Raw genomic sequence first — 18,469 nt, forward strand, 5'->3', positions numbered from 1 at the left:
GGTAGGCTTGCTGGTGCCGCTGCGGCGGCGCGGACATTCCTCTCATCGTCATCGTTAAGGTCGGGCTCTCGTTGGTGCTGTTCTTTCAGATCCTTGGTTTTGCGCTCTTCACCTTCTGGCTGCTGCTCATCGCGCGGGTCGTCATCGAGTGGATCCGCTCGTTCAGCAGGGACTGGCGGCCGACGGGTGTGACCGTGGTGATCCTGGAGATCATCATGTCCGTCACCGATCCACCGGTGAAGTTGCTGCGCCGGCTCATCCCGCAGATCACCATCGGCGCCGTCCGTTTGGACCTGTCCATCCTGGTGTTGTTGCTCGTGGCATTCATCGGGATGCAGTTGGCGTTCAGCGCTGCGGCGTAGCGGCCGCTTGCCACGGACTGAACGTAGCTAGGAGACGGTTCGGCCACGATTCGGCGACAAGTGTGATGCGCGCGATTTTTCTCATCTAAGAAATGTGATTTATTTGCCTTAGAGATTGAAATTGCTCCTTATTTATTAGTCCAATCGGCAACCGCCGAGTCTGGTGTGACAGGATGGGCGGCAGTTGCCAGACGGCTACCGCACCGTTTTAGACTCTCCAGATCGCTTGACCGTCCAGGAACTTTGAGGGGACAAAGAATGCCGCTTACACCTGCCGACGTCCACAATGTGGCGTTCAGTAAGCCGCCTATCGGCAAACGCGGGTACAACGAAGATGAGGTTGACGCCTTCCTCGACCTGGTGGAAAACGAGCTGACCCGGCTGATCGAGGAGAACTCCGATCTGCGTCAGCGCATCGCCGAGCTGGACCAGGAACTGGCCGCCGGCGGTGGTGGCGGTGCCGCCGCGCCTACCGTTGCTCAGCCCGTTCCGACCTTCGAGCCCGAGCCCGAGCCGGTCAAGCCGGCACCGGTGGCCGCTCCGGTCGCGGCGCCGTCGGCCAGCAACGAGGAACAGGCCATGAAGGCCGCTCGGGTGCTCAGCCTGGCCCAGGACACCGCTGACCGCCTGACCAGCACGGCCAAGGCGGAGTCGGACAAGATGCTGGCCGACGCGCGCGCCAACGCCGACCAGATTCTCAGCGAGGCCCGCCACACCGCCGAGACCACGGTGTCGGAGGCTCGCCAGCGGGCCGATGCGATGCTCGCCGACGCCACGTCGCGGTCGGAGACGCAGCTGCGCCAGGCCCAGGAGAAGGCCGACGCCCTGCAGGCCGACGCCGAACGCAAGCACTCCGAGATCATGGGAACCATCAACCAGCAGCGCACGGTGCTGGAAGGCCGGCTCGAGCAGCTGCGGACATTCGAACGCGAGTACCGCACCCGGCTCAAGACCTACCTGGAATCCCAGCTCGAAGAGCTTGGCCAGCGCGGGTCCGCGGCTCCGGTCGACTCCAGCGCCGATTCGGGCGGATTCGACCAGTTCAATCGCGGCAACTGACGCTCTGCGGGGGGACGGACACGCGCGGGCTGCCGCTTGGGCAGTGTCGACCCTGGTAGGTTGGGCAGTCGCACCGCGCCGGCCGGAGGATGACCAATGTTGATCACTGCGCTCGTATTAGCCCTGATCGGGCTCGTCGCCCTGGTGTTCGCCGTGGTGACCAGCAATGAGCTGGTGGCGTGGGTGTGTATCGGCGCCAGCGTGCTGGGGGTCATCCTGCTCATCGTCGACGCAGTCCGGGAGCGCCAGCAGCGCGACGCGGCCCACGACGACCAGGACGCGAAGGACGAAGAGGAGGACGACGGCGAACCCCTCGACGCCGTCGACTACCCCGAAGAAGCTGACGAGCCGGCCGCGGAGGAGTCCGAGGCGGGGGAGCCCGCGGAGGAGCCGGCGGTCGACGAAAGCTCCAAGAAGTAGCGCGCTCTCAGTGGCGCGGGGCGTCGCCGGCCGGTGTGGCCAGCAGCGCCCGCACCTCGTCGTCGGTGACCTGATGAAAATCGGCGTAGACCTGCCCGACGGCGTCGAAGTCCGCCGGCATCGTCGCGCACACCACGTCATCGGCTTCGGCCGCGAGTTGGCGACAGGCCGAGCGGGGCCCCACCGGCACCGCGACCACCACCGACCGCGCTCCGGCGGCGCGCACCGCCCGCACCGCTGCCAGCATGCTCGCGCCGGTGGCGATGCCGTCGTCGACGAGCACCACGGCACGGCCGCGCGGGTCGGCTTCCGGCCTGCCGCCGCGGTAGGCGAGTTCACGCCGGCGTAGTTCGGTCGTCTCGCTCTCGATGACCGAGCGCACCTCGTCGTCGCCGATATGCAGGCTGGACACCACGTCGTCATTCATCACCACCCGGCCGCCGCTGGCCAGTGCGCCCATCGCCAGTTCCGGCCAGCGCGGGACGCCGAGCTTACGCACCAGAAACACGTCCAGATCGGCGTCCAGGGCCGCGGCGACCTCCCACGCGACGGGCACGCCCCCGCGGGCCAGGCCGAGTACGAGCAACCCGGGCGTTCCTCGGTAAGACGTCAGCTGGGCCGCCAGCACGCGACCCGCTTCCCGTCGGTCGCGATACCTGCGAGCCGGCATTCGCCGGAGAAATCCCCTGGCTGGGTTCATGGTCACCCTCCCGACTGCAGGCCGCACCCAGCCTACGACCCCGCGCACCGCACATCGAGCCTGCGGTGAGGGTTGTCAGTTGTCGAGAAAAGGCGGCCCTCCGCGCAGTCTGAACGCCGTTGGCGCAGACTCGGCAACGGGGCCTTGTCGCATGGGTGTCCGAGGGGGGACTTGTCCGTCTACGACACGGGTCGTGGTCTGGCGATTGGGGCGCTGACCGCTTCGGTCAAGCACCGGTCCACGTTTTTGCTCAATCGCGACGCTGAGGAGCTCGCCCATCGGGCGGCCAGCCGTCGGTACCGGACTCAAGCGGAATATTCAGAGATCGAAGCAGGATCGAAAAGAGCCGCCAATTGGCGATTGCTCCGACAAGTTCGACCAAAACCGCGTGATCGCTATTGAATGCCTTCTGGCACCCAGCCCAGTTTTCCTCGGAGATGACCCCGTCGCGTACCACATCATCGGTCGCTGCGAGGACCGCACGCTCGACTGGCCCGAGGCTTTCGGAATTCTGCCAGTCGCGCACCGCGAGGAGATCAGGCTCAGGCACGCCGAGCAGTGTGGCGATTCGCCAATGTTGAGTCCATTCGTATTCGGAGCCAGTGATCCAGCCGATGCGCAAGATGACCAGCTCGCGTAGCCGCGCGTCAAGGGAACCGCGGAAGAGTAACGCGTCCAGCAGCCCATACAGCGCAACCGCCACACGCGGCTGATGAAGTGCCACGCGGAATACCGACAGTTCTGCCAACTCTTCGGGCAACCCACATTCGGCAGCTCGCAGCTGGGCCTGCTCACGGTCGAGCATCGGTACGCGTTCCGCCATGGTCACGGGTGGCCCTCTCTGTTGAACCTCTGCCCACGCCGTTCGGGCGTGGGCAAAAAGACGTTGTGCAGCGCCCCACTTGATCGGGCACTTTCATCTGCAAGCGAAGTGAGCAGCTGCGCGAGCCCAGCGAAGCCGGTTGATTCTCTGGTGATCCGGTCGAACGGCCAGCGGCCCATGGCGAGAATCTCGAGGGCTGCCCGGTAGGCGGGATACTCCACGCCGAGTGCGCCTACGACGTGTAATTCTTTATAGACCAACAAGTCTGGTTCAAACCGGGGCGCGCCGCCTCCTCCGCGGGTGCCGGCCACCACAATTGTGCCGCCGGGCCTGGCAAGGCCGACGGCATCGGCGAACGCGGAGGGTGCTTTAGCGGTGACGTCGACGACCACGTCGGCAAGCCGTCCGCCTGTCTCACGCTGGAGCGCGGTCGCTGCATCGTCCTGCGATACATCGATGGGCAGGTCGACACCGAATGATCTGGCTATGGCCAGTCGTTGTTCGTCGCGTGGGCCTACGCCGGTCATCGCGACGAACGCGGCTCCCGCCTCTTTGGCCGCCACCGCCGCACAGATTCCGCGGATGCCGGGCCCCAGGATCGCTACGACGTCCCCGGCCTTGGTGTCGGGAAGAGTCGCCCCCCATTGGATACCGGCCCCGAGAGGGTTGAACAACGTGGCGAGAACGGGGTCCATGTCTTCGGCAATCGGGAGCAGCATCGCGTCCCACGGAAGCTCCACATGGGTGGCGTATCCGCCCCATAAGCCCGCGCCGATCTCCACGTCGACGAACCCGAACATGGTGGCGATGCCGTTCACCGCGCACCGCCGGTATTCGCCGCGGCGGCACTCGGGGCAGTCTCGGCAGGACCGGAACACCTCAACGGCCACGCGCTGGCCGGCTTGTACACCCCAGCGTTGGCCGGCCGCAGCGCCGACATGTTCGACGATGCCGACGATTTCGTGCCCTGGAACGAATGAGAAGCCGGCAGGCAGGTGTCCGGTGAATTGTTCGTGATCTGTTCCGCACAGACCGCATGCTTCAACTCGCAGGATCGCACCCCGGTCGCCGACGTCGGGGATGGTCATCTGGCGCCGCTGCAGACTCCGCGGTCCGGTCAGCACCATCGCCTCGGCGATCATGGAAGCTCGAACCCGGTGAACGACCCTGTGTTTCGGAGGCACACCGTTTTACCTACGTACATTTCCGCGCCCATCGCCTCGGCGATCTGCGGATCGTCGCTGCGTGCGACGACTCTTTGCCCGTCGGACAGGTGCGCGATGATCGGAGTCCATCGAGGTTGGCCGTCTCGGTCGTAGACGACGGTGTATCCGTCGACTGTCGCGCAACCGGTCGCCTCGTCGGCGCCTGCGACGGCCAGCCGCGATGAATCGATTTGAGCTTGTTCGACCGCCGTGTCGAGCAGTCGCCACCCGGCTGGTGGCGGGGTGGCCGACCACACACCGACCGAATGCTTGGTCGAATACCACCCGAGGCCGGTGACGAGTCCGGCATCGGTTGGGTCGCGTCGGCACCGTCGGACCATCTCCACGATCGAGTGGCTGACGTAATTGTTTCCGGGACCGCCGTGATAAGGCAGGCCTCCGGTTACTGTGAGGCCTCTGTCGTCGAGGGGGTCCAAGTCGAGAGCCTCGGCAGCCATCTCAATTGCCGACGGGAAGCAGGAGTAGAGGTCGAACCACCGGATGTCGTCGGTGGTCAACCGGCCCGCATCGAGAGCCTTCCGTGCCGCTACCTCGATACCCGATGAGCGGCTGAGGTCCGGCCGTTCCACGGGGAAGTACACGTCGTTGCAAGTCGCTGCTGACCAGGGAAAGACCCAACGATCGCGCGCGACGCCTAATTCGTCCGCCACCTCGGCCGCCATGAGAATGAAGGCGGCAGCCATGTCGACGGACATGATGCTGTTGAGCAGCTTGGGATAGGGCAAGCAGACCATGCGGTTTTCCGCGGTGACTTCGCTGAGTTCGGTGGCACTTCGTGCGCGTGGGAACCAGGCCTGTTCCGGATGGCGTGCCGCCTCGGCTGTGAACGGGGCCATCAGCGTGCCCAGCCACTCCCGTTGAGCATCGAAGTCGCGGCCGTGGCGCGCGGCGATCGCGGACTCGAAGATGGGATACACCTCGTGCGGCCAACTCAGACCCACCGACAATTCGGCTTGACTCAGCCCGGGGCGGGCGTCGCCCAGGGATTCGTCGTCGGAGCGGGGTGGGGGCGGCGAGTCGAGAAGTTCCCCGCCCTGAAGCTTGCGTGCGGAATGCCCGCTCTCCGCCCCGACGACCAGGACGACATCTGCACGGCCTTCGCCTATTTCGCCACCCAACACTTCGACGAGATACTGCGGGGTGTTTCCGCCGACGGGACAGCTGATGCGGCGGGCGGGACTGATGTGCATCGCTTCGGCGATCCTGCTGGCGGGATTGTCGCGCGGTATGACCAGGATGCCCGGAGTCGCGACGGTGTCGATGCGCCGCTCGACCGGGCGACTTGCGTCTTTGACCGCGCGGCGTGCGGCTTCTACCGCCAAGTCGATCGGGTCCACGAAGTCGTTCCCGCGATGGGTAACTTCGCCCACGCCGACGACAACCGGGGTACGCGCTTCTACCAACATCGGCATCGGCATCCGCTCAGGGCCACGGGGCTGACTTGAGACATAACTGCGATGGTGTCATGTGCGTGGGCAAGTCACAATGGTGTGCGCTCGCGGCATACTAGCTGTGTGTCGACGAGGTTGTTGAGATGGGGCGCCGCCGCGCCGACAGATCGTGGGTCCGCTCGCGACCGGTTGCTCGATGCTGCCGAGCGGTGCCTCGAGAGTTGCGGTGTGGTGGGCACGACCATGGAGGACATCGGCAGAACAGCGGGTGTGTCCAGGGCAACGGTGTATCGCTACTTCCCCAGTCGGGAGGCGGTGATGTCGGGTGTCATCATTCGCGCCGCCGAGCGCTATCTCGACCGCATCAGCCCGCGGATCGCGGCGCACGCCGACCTGGGCTCCGCGCTCGTCGATTTCGTGGAATACACGGTTGAGGCCGCGCGCCGCGAAGAGATCATCGGATTGTTGTTCGGCAGCGACGAGGAACTCGCCGGCGTGGGTCTCGCGGCGGGGACCTCGACGTCCCTCTTCGAAATCGTCACCGAATTTCTGCGTCCCATCTTCACCAGACACTGGAGTTGCGTGGAACCGGGCGTCTCCGTCGACGACGCCGCCGAGTGGGTTGTCCGCACGATATTGAGCCTGCTGACTGTTCGAGGGCCGCGGGAGCGCAGTCGTGACGGACTCCGGGCGTTTCTGTCGAGGTTTCTCCTTCCGGCGATCCTGGCGGGTGACCACGCTCGACCGATGTGACATCTATGGCGTAATGTCTCGACGGCAGATGAGGTAGGAGGGCCTGTGCAATTCACCACGTTCAACGAACAGGTCGCTGAGCAACTAAAGAGCGCAGCAGAAACCACGGGCGGGTTGGCCGGTTACCTCGGCTTCCGTCACACCGAATTCACTGCGGGACGGCTCGTCGCGGAGATGGACGCACGCGACGACCTGAAGACGCCTTTCGGGAACCTGCATGGGGGCTGCTTATCGGCCATGGTCGACCACTGCCTCGGAGTGGTGTTTTATCCCGTGATTCCACTGGGATCTTGGGTCGCGACAACGGAGTTCAAACTGAATCTGCTTCGTCCGGTCTCTAGCGGCACCTGTGTAGCCACAGCCGAGATCATCTCGCTGGGCAGAACCAGCGGTGTGGCGCGTATCGACATCTGCAACGACGGCAGAGCGGTGTGTGCGGCCCAGGGAACCGTCACCGTCGTCGCACCGAAGACGAGCTCCTGATGTCGGCAAAGAGAACAGGCGATTCGTCGGCTCCTGTGGTCGAGCGCGTGCCCACGGCGGACGGGCTGACGCTGGCGGTCGACCTCTACCGCTGTGATGCGCCGCGGGCGGTCGTGTTGCTCCTTCACGGCGGAGGTCAAAGCCGACACGCCTGGGACGTCACCGCCCAACGCCTGCACCAGCGGGGCTACACGGTGGCCGCGTACGACACCAGGGGACACGGGGACAGCGACTGGGACCCCGACGGACGCTACGACGGGGACCGGCTTGGATCCGACCTATTGGCCGTGCGCTCATACGCCGATTCCGGCCGCCCCGTCGCCGCGATCGGCGCCTCTCTGGGCGGCTTGACCATTCTCGGAACACACTTGCTCGCCCCGCCGGACCTATGGCAGGCCGTCGTCCTGGTTGACGTCACTCCGCGAATGGAGATGGAAGGCGCCCGACGAGTCGTAGCGTTCATGTCGGCACACCCCGAAGGTTTCGACAGCCTAGAGTCGGCCGCTGACGTGATCGCCGCCTACAACCCGCACCGCCCTCGCCCCGAAAACCTCGACGGCCTCCGAAAAGTCCTCGCCCGTCGCGAAGACGGTCGCTGGGCCTGGCGATGGGATCCAGCTTTCGTGACGTCGAATTTCCAGTTCCTGCAGGGTGATCCAGACGAAGGCGCTAAAGACTTCGACATGATGAGCGCGTTCCTTCTTGATGGTGCGAGGCAGGTGTCCGCGCCAACGCTGCTGGTCCGGGGCCTACTATCTGACATGGTCTCCGAAGAGACAGTAAAGCATTTCCTGACCGTCGTTCCGCACGCGCAAACCGTTGACGTATCGGGCGCGGGACACATGATTGCCGGCGACAACAACGACGCATTCTCGACGGCGGTCGTCGAATTCCTCGACAGGACCACATGAACCCTGCTGTCGGTTGACTGCCCATGTAGGGCTGGCGCCTATCCTGCTCCTATGCCAACTGAACCAGCGCGGGTGTCTTTCCGCCGGCATGTGCGCGAAAAGGTTTTGAGGGCGACACGAGAACTCGCCATCGAGAAGGGCTGGGATCAGGTCCGGATGAGCGAGGTTGCCGAATCGGTCGGCGTCTCCCGCCCGACGTTGTACAAAGAGTTCGGCGACAAACAGGGGCTCGGCGACGCGCTTGTGGTGTCGGAGGGCCAGCGCTTTATGGAAGGCATTCTTGCCGTCCTTGCCGAACACGTGGGCGACGTGCGGGGCGGCATCACCGCAGCGGTGCAATTCACCCTCTGTGAAGCAGAAGACAGCCCGCTCCTCAAGGCAGTTCTGACGTCCAACCCTTCGGGGAATGATCGCGGTGGCTCGTCGTCTACTGGAGTCCTACCTCTTCTGCCGACGTCGGCTTCCCTGCTTCAGCTCTGCTCCGCGGCTCTGATCACGTGGTTTAACGACCACTTCGACGATCTCGATTCCGAAGACGTTGAGGAGGTCGCAGATGTTCTGGTGCGACTGACAGTGAGTCATGTTGTACTCCCAGCCGCGGACATCGCCACCACCGGTGAGCGGATCTCCCGCGTAGCACTCAGGTACCTGGGAGTTGTCCACAGTTTGTAACTAGCAAGCTCTCGTGTCAGATCGAGCCGGCGAGGAGCTCTGAGCGGTCAACTCGGAGCTGCTGGCTGATGGCCCGCTTACTGGACATGAAATCGCGAGGACGATTGACGCAGTCGGCGGCGATGAGTTCGCCCTCGCGGAAGTAGAAGCAGCTGAAGTCACGCTCACGCGACGGGTCACCACTGAGCAACACTTCGTCGTACCCGGCGTTGAGACCTGCAATCTGGAGTTTGAGATCGTACTGGTCGGACCAGAACCATGGAAGCGCAGCGATTGCGCTGTGTTTTCCGCAGATTGTCGCCGCAGCGATCTTGGCCTGCTCGCCGGCGCTCGATACGGATTCCAAACGAATACGCGAGCCGTATCGAGCCATGGTGTGGCTGGTGCAGTCGCCGGCGGCCACGATGTCGGGGTCGCTGGTGCGGGCCTGGTCGTCGATCACGATGCCGTTGTCGACGGATAATCCTGCGGCCGAGGCGAGCTCGGTGTTCGGCACCACACCGACGCCGACGATGACCAAGTCGGCGGGGATCGGTTCGCCGTCAGCCAGCACCACCTCCTGCACCCCACCGTTACCGAAGAAGGCTTCGACGAGAGCGTGTGTTCGGATCTCCACTCCCTCGCCGTTGTGGATTCGGGTGTAAAACGCGGAAACCTCCGGCGCGGTGACCCGTTCGAGTACACGCTCGGTTGCCTCGAGGACGGTGACGTTCATGCCGAGCGAACACAGCGAGGCCGCCGTTTCCAACCCGATGTAACCGCCGCCCACGATCACAACCCTCCGACCCGGTGTAGCGGCGGCACGGATCAACTCGACGTCTGCAGCGGTACGCAGGTAGTGAATTCCGGGAAGATCCACCCCTGGTGTGGGGAGTCGTCTGGCCCTTGCACCGGTGCACAACGCGAGCTTGGTGTACGTCAGCGTGTCGCCGGTGCTCAGAGACACACGCTTGGCACTCCGGTGGATCGCCTCCACGGTCGCATTCAAGAGTCGAATGTGCTGCTTTTCGTAGAAATCAGCGCCGCGAATCAGGAGGTCGTCGAGGCCGTTCTTGCCGGCCAGGTATCCCTTCGACAACGGAGGCCGGTGGTAGGGCAGTCCCCCCTCGTCGCCGATGAGCACGACCTCCCCAGACCACCCCTCCCTTCGAAGATTAGCTGCCAACTGCGCGCCGGCGTGGCTCGCGCCGACGATCACCGCTCGTTCGGGAGTCACGCACTTGGCCTGGGAGTGAGGCGAACCATCAGCTTGCTGATACCCCTGACGAAATTCGATTGCACATACTCGGGTTCGCCGACCACCTCGATGTTCTCAAAGCGAGGGAGCAATTCCTCCCACAGGATTCGAAGCTGCAACTCAGCAAGTCGGTTTCCCATGCACCTGTGCACGCCGAACCCGAACGAGATGTGATTGCGGGCGTTGCTCCTATCGATGATCAACTCATCGGCCCGCTCGAAGACACGCTCATCGCGGTTACCAGAGGCGTACCACATCACGACCTTGTCGCCCTTGCGGATGAATTGCCCGTTCAACATGATGTCTTTTTTCGCGACTCGGCGCATGTACGCCAACGGGGTCTGCCAGCGAATGATCTCGGATACCATGTTGGGAATCAGGTCAGGGTTCGCCTTCAACTTCTCGAACTGATCGGGGAACTGGTTCAAGGCGAGAACCCCTCCGCTCATCGAGTTGCGAGTCGTGTCGTTTCCCCCGACGATCAGCAGTACCAAATTGCCGAGGAATTCCATCGGGCGGTCGATGAGATCCTTAGTGTCCTCGTTGGCCTGCAGCATCGTGATCAGATCGAAGCCCGGTCGCTCCCCGTTGGCGGTACGGGCCGCCTTGTCATGCCAGAGAGCGCTGAGCCCCTTCGCCATGTCGACCATGCCACGAAACACTCTGTCGTTGTCGGAAGGACCACCATTGGCTTGCTCCATGGAGGTGGCGAGGTCCGACCATTCCACGAGCTTGTGCCGCTGCTCGTACGGGAAGTCCAGCAGGGTCGCGAGCATGCGCGCTGTCAGTTCGATGGAGACGTGGTGCACCCAATTGAACGGCTGATCCACCGGTAGATCGTCCAGCACTTCCTGGACACGCGAGCGGATCAGCCCCTCCATCTCGCGCAGGTTCTTCGGCGCGACAACCCCTTGGACGGAAGCGCGCTGCAAGTCGTGTTGTGGCGGATCCATCGCGATGAACATGGCGATGTCCATAAAGCGAGGCGGTCTCCCGATGATGATGAACGGCTCTGCGGAGAAAGCCTCGTGGTTCTTGTCGACGGCGATGATGTCCGCGTGGCGGGTCACCGACCAGAACGGGCCGAACGGACTGTGAGCCTGGTAGTGCACCGGCGCCTCGTTGCGCACGCGTTCGAAGTAGGACTTCCAGCGGCCTTGGCGGTAGAGGAACGGGTTGCTGAGATCGATGTCGGCGATATCGATGTCCTCGACCGGAGGAATGGGCGTCTCGGTGAAGATCTTCTTACCATTGGTTCCGGTTACCCACCGGCGTGTCTTGTCGTAGAGGTGTGCGCCGCGGATTTGCAGCTCCAGAGGCACGGCAGACTGGGCTTTGGCGGCCACTGCCGCGGGAATACTCATTATTGTTTCCTCCAAATCCATGGCGTTGTTTCAGAGCTGGAACTCAGGTAGCTCGACCGTCAAGCCATCCCATGCCTCGGAGGCGGCCATCTGGCAGGACAGCCTCGACGTCCGCTGACGCTCGGGGTTCATCGCGAGCATCTCCTCTTCGTTGGCGCCGCAGAGTCCCACCGTGTCCGACCACTCGGGAGCGACGATCACGTGGCACGTTCCGCATGCGGCTTCCCCTCCACAATCGCCGTCGATGCCGGGCACCGCGTTGTTGACCGCAATCTGCATCAAGGACTGCCCTTCGGCCAAGGGGGCTTCGTACTTCTCGCCGTCATGAGAGACGAAGGTGACGACTGCCATGATTAACTCTCCTCAATCTGGAACTTCTCTTTTTAGTGTTGTCGCGCGTGACCAGCGTCGCTAGGCTCGCAGGAGTCAAAGAGTTGTATTTTTAGCTCACGCGCAGGGAGGCACGTGAAACTCGACGACTCGGGTATGCCAGCGCTGGCTTTCCTGCAGATGCTGGACAGTGAGTCGCTGGGGCATGACGCCAGCATTGCGCTGCGCAGCATCATGGTTCGCGAGCACGTCACCGAGTCGATGTTGGTGGGCCGCGACGCGCAGGTCCCCTTACGGTGGTTCAGGGAGATATATTCCGATTTCGATTGTGATCAGGGAACCCGTCTGGGTTTCGCGTTCGCTGAACACGCCAAACTGACGTCCTTTGGGGCACTCAGTGTTCCCTTGGTCAGCGCGGGCTCGGTAGCCGAGGTTGTCGAGTTGCTTGCTTATCTGCCGGTGATCACCACAGCCCTCAGCCCGTCGTTCCATTCGACGGAACGCGGCCTCACGATCGGGCTCACCGGTCGCACCGGTGACGCGGGCCTGAACTGCCTGGCCGTCACCTACGGTGGGCTGGCGCTGTTGCGTCTGCTCGACATGCTCGCGGGTGCCGTACCGAATATTGAACTGCATCTGAGTCATTCAGCGCCGGAGTCGTGGGTTCTTCATGACGAAGTGTTGGCGGGTCGGATCTTCTTCGACGCCCCCAGCTCGTTCGTCCACGTTCCCGCGGCTACGCTGGAGGAGGTCTGTCGATTCTCCGATCCTGTGGCGTACCGGATTGCCGTCACCGATTTGCAGCGAACTCTCGATCAACGACGTGACACGTCGGTCTCCGAAAAAGTAAGGGACCTGCTCGAGAAAGATCCCGGAAAAACGAACATCAGCCGGACGGCGGGCGAGCTCTCGATATCCCCGAGCACGTTGAAGCGGCGCCTCAGCGAAGAGGGGACCACCTTTCGAGAATTACGTCAGTCGTTCTTGCAGGAGCGAGCAATTCTGCGACTTCTCGACAGATCGGTGTCTGTAAGCGAGATCGCGGCAGAACTCGGGTACGCGGACCTCACGAACTTCACACATGCCTTCAAACGGTGGACCGGTCGGTCACCGCGCCACTTCAGAAAAACGCGCGACTGAGCGCGCAAAGTTCCGCCCGGGCGCGTGCCGGGCGTCCACCGGAACCAGCGGGCTTCGCGATCGGCCTCATCTGTCACCTGGACATCGTCGAGAAACGACACGATCGGCGCGGGTTTCGGTCATCGCAGCACCCTCTTGGGAAGAGGCGCAACGACATCCAGAGAATCCATACCGCGCTGGCGGCGGGTGCGGGCCGGGGGTGACGCGGACCCCCTAGTCACGCTATGCTAACCGTCGTTCACGTCGGGACCGGCGTTGAACGCGTGGTCGGAAGGAGTCCGGATGCCACACGACCAGCCGGCCATCATCGGTGCCGCCGAACTCGCTCCAGGAAGAAACGTTCCGTACACCTCCACTGAATTGCATGTGCGCGCCGCGGTCGCGGCTCTCGCCGACGCAGGGGTGGTCCCAGACGAGGTCGACGGTCTCGTGTGCGCCGGGCCGATGACGAACGAGGGTTCGATCTTCCTGTCCGAGGACCTCATGGACTATCTCGGGCTGCACAATCTGAAACTTCAGATGACCTGTCAGCTTGGCGGCGGGACCCATCTCGCCATGACGCGCATGGCGAGTAACGTCATCGCCCGGGGCGAGGCCGAGACGGTGCTGGTCGTGTCGGCGGGCAAGTTTCCACCGATCCGCGATGGCGGGCGCGAACTGATGGCGCTGGTGTGTGACCACGCGTTCGAGATGCCCTATGGACCGTCCGTGCCGGCGCTCTACGGTTTGATCGCGCAGGCCTGGATGCACGAGACGGGACAGGGCAAGGCGGACATCGCCGAGGTCACCGTGTCGCAGGACCGTTGGGCCGCACTGAACCCCGCGGCTATCGCGCACGGCGCTCAACGCCTGACTGTGGAGGACGTGCTGGCGTCCCGGCCGATCGCCGGGCCGTTCCACTTCTACCACTGCTCGATTCCCTGCGAGGGCGGTGGCGCGCTGGTGCTGGGCTCGGCCCGCCGGGCTCGCGCGGGCAAGCACCGGCCGGTGCATTTGCTGGGCTTTGGAGAGGGTCACACCCACGGTTTTCTGACCTCGCTGGCCCGGCCGGGTCGTACCGGGGCCGCCCGTTCGGGTCCGATGGCCTTTGAGCGCTCCGGACGGGCGCCGGCCGACGTCGACATCGCTTTGCTCTACGACGCCTTCGCCTCCAACCCGGCGATGATCCTTGAGGAGGCGGGTTTCGTGAAGCCCGGTGGGGCAGGCGATTTCTACCGTGACGGCTGCGCCGATCCGGGGGGCGACCTTCCGGTGAACACCGACGGCGGCCTAATCCGGTTCGGGCACACCGGGACCTCCTCTGGCATTTCGCAGATCCTTGAGGGTTACTGGCAGTTGTCCGGTCGCGCCGAGGGCCGTCAGGTGCCCGGGGCGGATACCGCGTTCGTGCACAGCTACGGCTCGATGCTGTGCAGTCACGTCAGCATGGTGATGGAGGGAGCGTCATGACCGCAGCTTCGAGTTCTCTCGACGGTCTGCACGATCCTGAGGCGCTGCCGCCGCTGACCGATGTCAACCGTCCCTACTTCGCAGCAGCGGCCCGCGGTGTACTCGTCTTCCAGCGGTGCGCGAACGACCACCCTTTCCTCTACCCGCGGCTGGTGTGTCCCGTCTGCCATGACGGTGAGTTGGCCTGGGAGACCGCGGCGGGTACTGGTGAGATCGTCAGTTTCGCGCCGGTGTACCGCCCCCCGTGGGACTCGTTCCCGCGCAGCGAGCCGTACGTCGTCGTGCTCGTTCGTCTGGACGAGGGGCCGCAGTTGTTGGCCAGTCTCGAGGGCGTGGCCCCAGATGAAGTTGCGATCGGGGCGAGAGTGCGCGCAGTGTTCGAGCGGGTGAACGAGGACCTTGGGCTGGTCCGATTCAGGCTGGCGGCGTCGTGACCACGTACGGGGTCTCGGTGCTCGGCGCGGACTTGGCCACCCTTGTCGAGACCGCCGAGGCTACCGACCTCGCCGGCTTCGACGCCGCCTGGGCCTCGGAGTTCTACTCGCGCTCCGGCTCGATCTCGATGGCCGCGATGGCCGCGCGCACAAAGCGCTGCCGCATCGGGTCGTCGATCCTGTATGGCGTCGGGCGCAGCCCGCTCGTGCTCGCCACCGAGGCGCGTGACCTCGACGAGCTTTCAGGCGGGCGCGTCGTACTCGGGCTCGGCAACGGTACACGCCGCATGATGAGCGACTGGCACGGCGTGGAGGACACCTCCGCTCCCGCTCTGCGCATGGAGGAGCTGGTCCCGCTCGTGCGTCGGATCTGGAACCTGCACGAGGGCCCCGTGCGCCATGAGGGGCGCTTCTACCGGATGAATCTCGTCCCAACCGGCGACGTCGCGCCGCCGAAGCGAGCGATCCCGATCATCACCGCGGGCGTGCGTCCGCGGATGTGCGAGGTGGCAGGGCGCGTAGCCGACGGGTTGGCTGGTCATCCGCTGTTCACCACGACTTACGTCGAGGAGGTCGCCCGCCCAGCCGTCGTGCGCGGTGCGGAGCGGGCCGGACGCGATCCCGCCGACATTGAGATCGTCTCGATGGTCATCTGCGCGGTGCACGACGACCCACAGATCGCACGTCGTGAGGCCGCGCAGCAGATCGCGTTCTACTCCTCGGTGAAGACCTACGAGCACGTGCTCGACGTCAGCGGTTTCGCCAGGCAGGCAGCGGCCATCCGCGACGCGTTCGCACGGCGTGACCTGCCGGCCATGTTCGCCGCGGTCACCGACGACATGATCGACGCGATGGCGGTGGCCGGCACCGCCGCCGAGGTCCGAGAAGGGCTGCGCCGCTACGAGGGCGTGCTGGACCACATCGTTCTCTACTCACCCTCGATTGGTCTCGCGCCCGAGCGCATCGCCGAGAACCTCGGCAGCCTCATTCGCGATTGTGCGCCGGCCTTCGCCGGCGGGAAAGGTGACCAGAGTGGCTGACGCATCGCTCATCGGGACGCAACTCGGGAGGACCACGTTTCCCGTCGACCGGTCCAAAGTGCGCGAGTTCGCACTTTCGCTCGGCGACCGCGACCCGATCTACCAGGACGTCGCGGCCGCCCGCGCCGCCGGCTTCGGCGCGATCCCCGCTCCTCCGACCTTCGTCGTCTCCTCGGCTCACTGGCGCGCCGACGACGACATGTTCGGCGCCCTCGGGCTCGACCTGCGACGCGTACTGCACGGTGAGTGCGGCTGGGAGTATTTCGCGCCGGTGTTCGTCGGCGACGAGCTCACCGAGACTCGTCGGGTGTCGAACGTGACCAGCCGCGAGGGGAAGCGCGGCGGCATCATGACAATCGTGACGATCGAGACCGACTTCACCAACCAGCGCGACGAACTCGTCGTGCGCCAGACCGACGTCTTGATCGAAACCGGAGGCTCCACCCAATGACGACATCCCCCGCGCCGGTGGCGTTGGCCATCGGCGACGAGATGCCGACCTCACAGTTCGGCCCGCTGACGCGCTCGCACATCGTTCGCTACGCCGGCTCCGGCGGCGACTTCAACCCGATCCACCACGACGAAGAGTTCGCCCGCGCGGCCGGCATGCCCGGTGTGTTCGGCATGGGACTGCTGCACGGCGGTGTGCTCGCGCAGCGGCTGACCGCCTGGGTGGGGCTGGCCAACATCCGCTCGTTCCGCATCCGGTTCACCGGTCAGGTATGGCCCGGTGACCTGCTCAGCTTCGGCGGCAGGGTCACCGGCGTGCGCGAGGCCGGAGGGCAGCAGGTGGCAGACCTCGAACTCGTGGTCACGCGCCAGACCGGCGAACCCGCGATAAAGGGGAGCGCCGTCGTGCAGGTGACCCGGTGAGCGCGCCAACGAGCGACGTCACCGGCCTCGGGATGACGTTCGGGACCTTCGACGAAGGCCGGGCGTGGGTCGGTCATCGCTCCGAACCGCGGCATGCGTGGTTCCCGATCGACCGCTCGATGGTGTTGTACTACTGCTCGCTCGTCGAGGACGCGAACCCCCGTTACTGGGAGGGTGAGGACTGCCCGCCCGGGCTGCTGATGAGCCTCGGCTTCGCGCCGCAGTGGGTGCCCGGGTACCTAGCGCGTGCCGACATGATGTTCGCGCTCAGCGTCCCGTTGCCGGGCCACCACATCATCAACGCCTCGACGACGACGGAGTTCGAACGCCGGCCCCGGGTAGGCGATCACGTGTCGATCGTGGAGGAGATCGCCTCGATCTCCGAGCCCAAGACGACGCGGGTGGGCACCGGTGTGTTCATCACCACGGTGAGCACCTTCTCCGACCAGCACGGTGAGGTCATCGGCCGCAACACCAACGTGCTCTTCCGATACGACACCGCCGATAGTGAAGGCGCATCATGAACGACTCCACCGAGCGCAGCATGGTCCGCGTCCCCGTGCGGTTCGAGGACATCGCCGTCGGCGACACCCTGACGCCCGTCTCGATCGAGATCAGCTACAAGCGCATCTGCATGAACGCGGCTTCGACATGGGACTGGTTCCCCGGTCACCACGACCCCGACTACGCGCGCAGCCAGGGCCAGCGCACGATCTACCTGTCAACCCTCTTCTTCCATGGCTTCATCGACCGCGGCCTCAACGAATGGGCCGGACCCGACGCGCTCATCCGGCGCCGCAGAATCTCAATGATCCGGTCGATCTATCCGGGCCAGACCGCAACCCTGAGCGGCAAGGTCGTGGCCAAACGCGACGATGGCGGACGGCGCCTCGTCGACCTCGAGTTGCTCGTCTCGAGCGAAGATGGTCCGTGCGTGCCGAGTGAAGCCACCGTTGAGCTGGCCGACCCGTTTGTCGAGGTGCCGGGGTGAGCTGCCACTCACATGCGAGGCGACGGTGAGGGACGGAGGCTCGGTGGCCGAGCAACCGGTTCGCTACGAGGTCGTCGACAGCGTGGCCTGGCTGACGATCAACCGGCCCGAGGCGCGCAACGCGCTGAACAACGCTGTGCGCACGGGGCTTTTCGACGCGGTACGCCGCTTCAATGACGACGACGCGGCGAAGGTGCTCGTCCTCACCGGCGTGGGCGATAAGGCGTTCTGCGCCGGCGGGGACTTGAAGGAGATGGCGCAGAACGCGCTCAAGGTGCCCCCGAAGGACTTCGCTCCGCAGTTCGGCCGCAACATCGATGTCGCGAAGCCGACGATCGCGGCCGTCAACGGTGTCGCGTTCGCCGGGGGCTTCCTGCTCGCGCAGCAGTGCGACCTGGTCGTGGCTGCCGAACACGCGACCTTCGCCGTCAGCGAGGTCAAAGTCGGCCGCGGGTCGCCGTGGGCGGCACCGCTATCGTGGCTGGTGCCCCCACGCGTTGCCATGCAGATCCTGCTGACCGGCGACCCGATCACCGCCGAGCGCGCCCACCAGGTCGGCTTAGTCAATGAGGTGGTGCCGGCCGATCAGTTGCGCGAGCGTACCCGGCAGTTGGCGCTCAGCATCGCCGCGAACGCACCGCTATCGGTGCTTGCGTCCAAGCGCACCGTGTACCTCTCGGCACAGCACCACCTCGCCGCCGCCTACGACCTGGCCGACGAGATATGGGAGCCGGTCTATCTGAGCGACGACGCGCAGGAAGGCCCGACGGCGTTCCGCGAGAAGCGCGCACCACAGTGGAAGGGACGCTGA

The 18,469-nt window shown here is 64.7% G+C and carries 22 protein-coding genes and 1 pseudogene; 16 read left to right on the forward strand and 7 right to left on the reverse strand.

What is annotated here, in order from left to right; translation table 11 throughout:
- The first annotated feature begins 71 nt into the window (after positions 1-71).
- From AO501_RS23290 to AO501_RS23300, 3 genes are all read left to right on the forward strand, one after another.
- Positions 72-362: a YggT family protein gene (locus AO501_RS23290; RefSeq protein ID WP_055579970.1), complete on the forward strand. Its 291-nt coding sequence runs from the start codon at positions 72-74 to the stop codon at positions 360-362.
- A gap of 258 nt (positions 363-620) precedes the next feature.
- On the forward strand, positions 621-1,421 hold the full coding sequence (locus AO501_RS23295) for a DivIVA domain-containing protein (RefSeq protein WP_055579971.1): 801 nt from the start codon (positions 621-623) through the stop codon (positions 1,419-1,421).
- A gap of 96 nt (positions 1,422-1,517) precedes the next feature.
- A complete protein-coding gene (locus AO501_RS23300) occupies positions 1,518-1,841 on the forward strand; it encodes a hypothetical protein (RefSeq protein ID WP_055579972.1) in 324 nt (107 codons plus the stop codon).
- 7 nt (positions 1,842-1,848) lie between these two features.
- Here AO501_RS23300 and AO501_RS23305 read toward each other — a convergent pair.
- The 4 genes and pseudogenes from AO501_RS23305 to AO501_RS23320 all read right to left on the reverse strand — a co-directional run.
- A pseudogene (locus tag AO501_RS23305) lies at positions 1,849-2,580 on the reverse strand (phosphoribosyltransferase); the annotation flags it as partial.
- Between the two features lie 211 nt (positions 2,581-2,791).
- Positions 2,792-3,370 carry a carboxymuconolactone decarboxylase family protein gene (locus AO501_RS23310; RefSeq protein WP_025239359.1) on the reverse strand — a complete coding sequence of 193 codons (579 nt, stop codon included), beginning with the start codon at positions 3,368-3,370 and terminating at the stop codon, positions 2,792-2,794.
- Positions 3,367-4,506 (reverse strand): zinc-dependent alcohol dehydrogenase, encoded by a 1,140-nt coding sequence (locus AO501_RS23315; protein ID WP_051464906.1) that lies wholly within the window; start codon positions 4,504-4,506, stop codon positions 3,367-3,369. Before AO501_RS23315 ends, AO501_RS23310 begins: the two co-directional genes overlap by 4 nt.
- Positions 4,503-5,996: an acetyl-CoA acetyltransferase gene (locus AO501_RS23320; protein ID WP_025239360.1), complete on the reverse strand. Its 1,494-nt coding sequence runs from the start codon at positions 5,994-5,996 to the stop codon at positions 4,503-4,505. Before AO501_RS23320 ends, AO501_RS23315 begins: the two co-directional genes overlap by 4 nt.
- A gap of 84 nt (positions 5,997-6,080) precedes the next feature.
- On the opposite strand from AO501_RS23320, the gene AO501_RS23325 reads away from it, so the two are divergent.
- The 4 genes from AO501_RS23325 to AO501_RS23340 all read left to right on the forward strand — a co-directional run bounded on the left by AO501_RS23325 (position 6,081) and on the right by AO501_RS23340 (position 8,800).
- A complete protein-coding gene (locus AO501_RS23325) occupies positions 6,081-6,734 on the forward strand; it encodes a TetR/AcrR family transcriptional regulator (protein WP_371725699.1) in 654 nt (217 codons plus the stop codon).
- 45 nt (positions 6,735-6,779) lie between these two features.
- A complete protein-coding gene (locus AO501_RS23330) occupies positions 6,780-7,217 on the forward strand; it encodes a PaaI family thioesterase (protein WP_011560605.1) in 438 nt (145 codons plus the stop codon).
- Positions 7,217-8,128, forward strand: coding sequence for an alpha/beta fold hydrolase (locus AO501_RS23335; protein WP_011560604.1), 912 nt, complete (start codon positions 7,217-7,219; stop codon positions 8,126-8,128). The genes AO501_RS23330 and AO501_RS23335 overlap by 1 nt, the downstream gene beginning before the upstream one ends.
- Before the next feature lie 90 nt (positions 8,129-8,218).
- Positions 8,219-8,800 carry a TetR/AcrR family transcriptional regulator gene (locus AO501_RS23340; RefSeq protein ID WP_025239361.1) on the forward strand — a complete coding sequence of 194 codons (582 nt, stop codon included), beginning with the start codon at positions 8,219-8,221 and terminating at the stop codon, positions 8,798-8,800.
- Positions 8,801-8,816: 16 nt separating this feature from the next.
- Here the strand turns inward: AO501_RS23340 and AO501_RS23345 are convergent, their stop codons facing one another.
- From AO501_RS23345 to AO501_RS23355, 3 genes are read right to left on the reverse strand one after another with little or no spacing between them, the layout of a single operon-like run.
- Entirely contained in the window at positions 8,817-10,016 is a 1,200-nt protein-coding gene (locus tag AO501_RS23345; protein ID WP_029644203.1) for an NAD(P)/FAD-dependent oxidoreductase, read from the reverse strand.
- Complete coding sequence (locus AO501_RS23350; RefSeq protein WP_025239363.1) at positions 10,013-11,401, reverse strand: cytochrome P450; 1,389 nt, start codon at positions 11,399-11,401, stop codon at positions 10,013-10,015. Before AO501_RS23350 ends, AO501_RS23345 begins: the two co-directional genes overlap by 4 nt.
- A 30-nt stretch (positions 11,402-11,431) precedes the next feature.
- On the reverse strand, positions 11,432-11,752 hold the full coding sequence (locus AO501_RS23355) for a 2Fe-2S iron-sulfur cluster-binding protein (protein ID WP_005086615.1): 321 nt from the start codon (positions 11,750-11,752) through the stop codon (positions 11,432-11,434).
- A gap of 114 nt (positions 11,753-11,866) precedes the next feature.
- Between AO501_RS23355 and AO501_RS23360 the strand changes: the two genes are divergently transcribed.
- The 9 genes from AO501_RS23360 (at position 11,867) to AO501_RS23400 (ending at position 18,469) form a co-directional block, all read left to right on the forward strand.
- Entirely contained in the window at positions 11,867-12,871 is a 1,005-nt protein-coding gene (locus tag AO501_RS23360) for a helix-turn-helix domain-containing protein (RefSeq protein ID WP_025239364.1), read from the forward strand.
- A 282-nt stretch (positions 12,872-13,153) separates the two neighbouring features.
- Complete coding sequence (locus tag AO501_RS23365) at positions 13,154-14,320, forward strand: thiolase family protein (protein ID WP_011560598.1); 1,167 nt, start codon at positions 13,154-13,156, stop codon at positions 14,318-14,320.
- Entirely contained in the window at positions 14,317-14,754 is a 438-nt protein-coding gene (locus AO501_RS23370) for a Zn-ribbon domain-containing OB-fold protein (protein WP_011560597.1), read from the forward strand. Before AO501_RS23365 ends, AO501_RS23370 begins: the two co-directional genes overlap by 4 nt.
- Entirely contained in the window at positions 14,751-15,794 is a 1,044-nt protein-coding gene (locus tag AO501_RS23375) for an LLM class flavin-dependent oxidoreductase (protein WP_014382413.1), read from the forward strand. Before AO501_RS23370 ends, AO501_RS23375 begins: the two co-directional genes overlap by 4 nt.
- The gene (locus AO501_RS23380) at positions 15,787-16,245 is read left to right on the forward strand and encodes an FAS1-like dehydratase domain-containing protein (RefSeq protein WP_011560595.1); all 459 of its coding nucleotides are present in this window, start codon (positions 15,787-15,789) and stop codon (positions 16,243-16,245) included. Before AO501_RS23375 ends, AO501_RS23380 begins: the two co-directional genes overlap by 8 nt.
- On the forward strand, positions 16,242-16,667 hold the full coding sequence (locus tag AO501_RS23385; RefSeq protein WP_011560594.1) for a dihydroxy-acid dehydratase: 426 nt from the start codon (positions 16,242-16,244) through the stop codon (positions 16,665-16,667). Before AO501_RS23380 ends, AO501_RS23385 begins: the two co-directional genes overlap by 4 nt.
- Before the next feature lie 32 nt (positions 16,668-16,699).
- Positions 16,700-17,191, forward strand: a complete 492-nt coding sequence (locus AO501_RS23390; RefSeq protein WP_017205330.1) for an FAS1-like dehydratase domain-containing protein — start codon at positions 16,700-16,702, stop codon at positions 17,189-17,191.
- A complete protein-coding gene (locus AO501_RS23395; RefSeq protein WP_011560592.1) occupies positions 17,188-17,658 on the forward strand; it encodes a MaoC/PaaZ C-terminal domain-containing protein in 471 nt (156 codons plus the stop codon). The genes AO501_RS23390 and AO501_RS23395 overlap by 4 nt, the downstream gene beginning before the upstream one ends.
- 43 nt (positions 17,659-17,701) lie before the next feature.
- On the forward strand, positions 17,702-18,469 hold the full coding sequence (locus tag AO501_RS23400) for an enoyl-CoA hydratase/isomerase family protein (protein WP_011560591.1): 768 nt from the start codon (positions 17,702-17,704) through the stop codon (positions 18,467-18,469).

It is taken from the genome of Mycobacterium gordonae (genome assembly GCF_001417955.2).
GTDB classification, from domain to species: Bacteria; Actinomycetota; Actinomycetes; order Mycobacteriales; family Mycobacteriaceae; genus Mycobacterium; species Mycobacterium gordonae_B.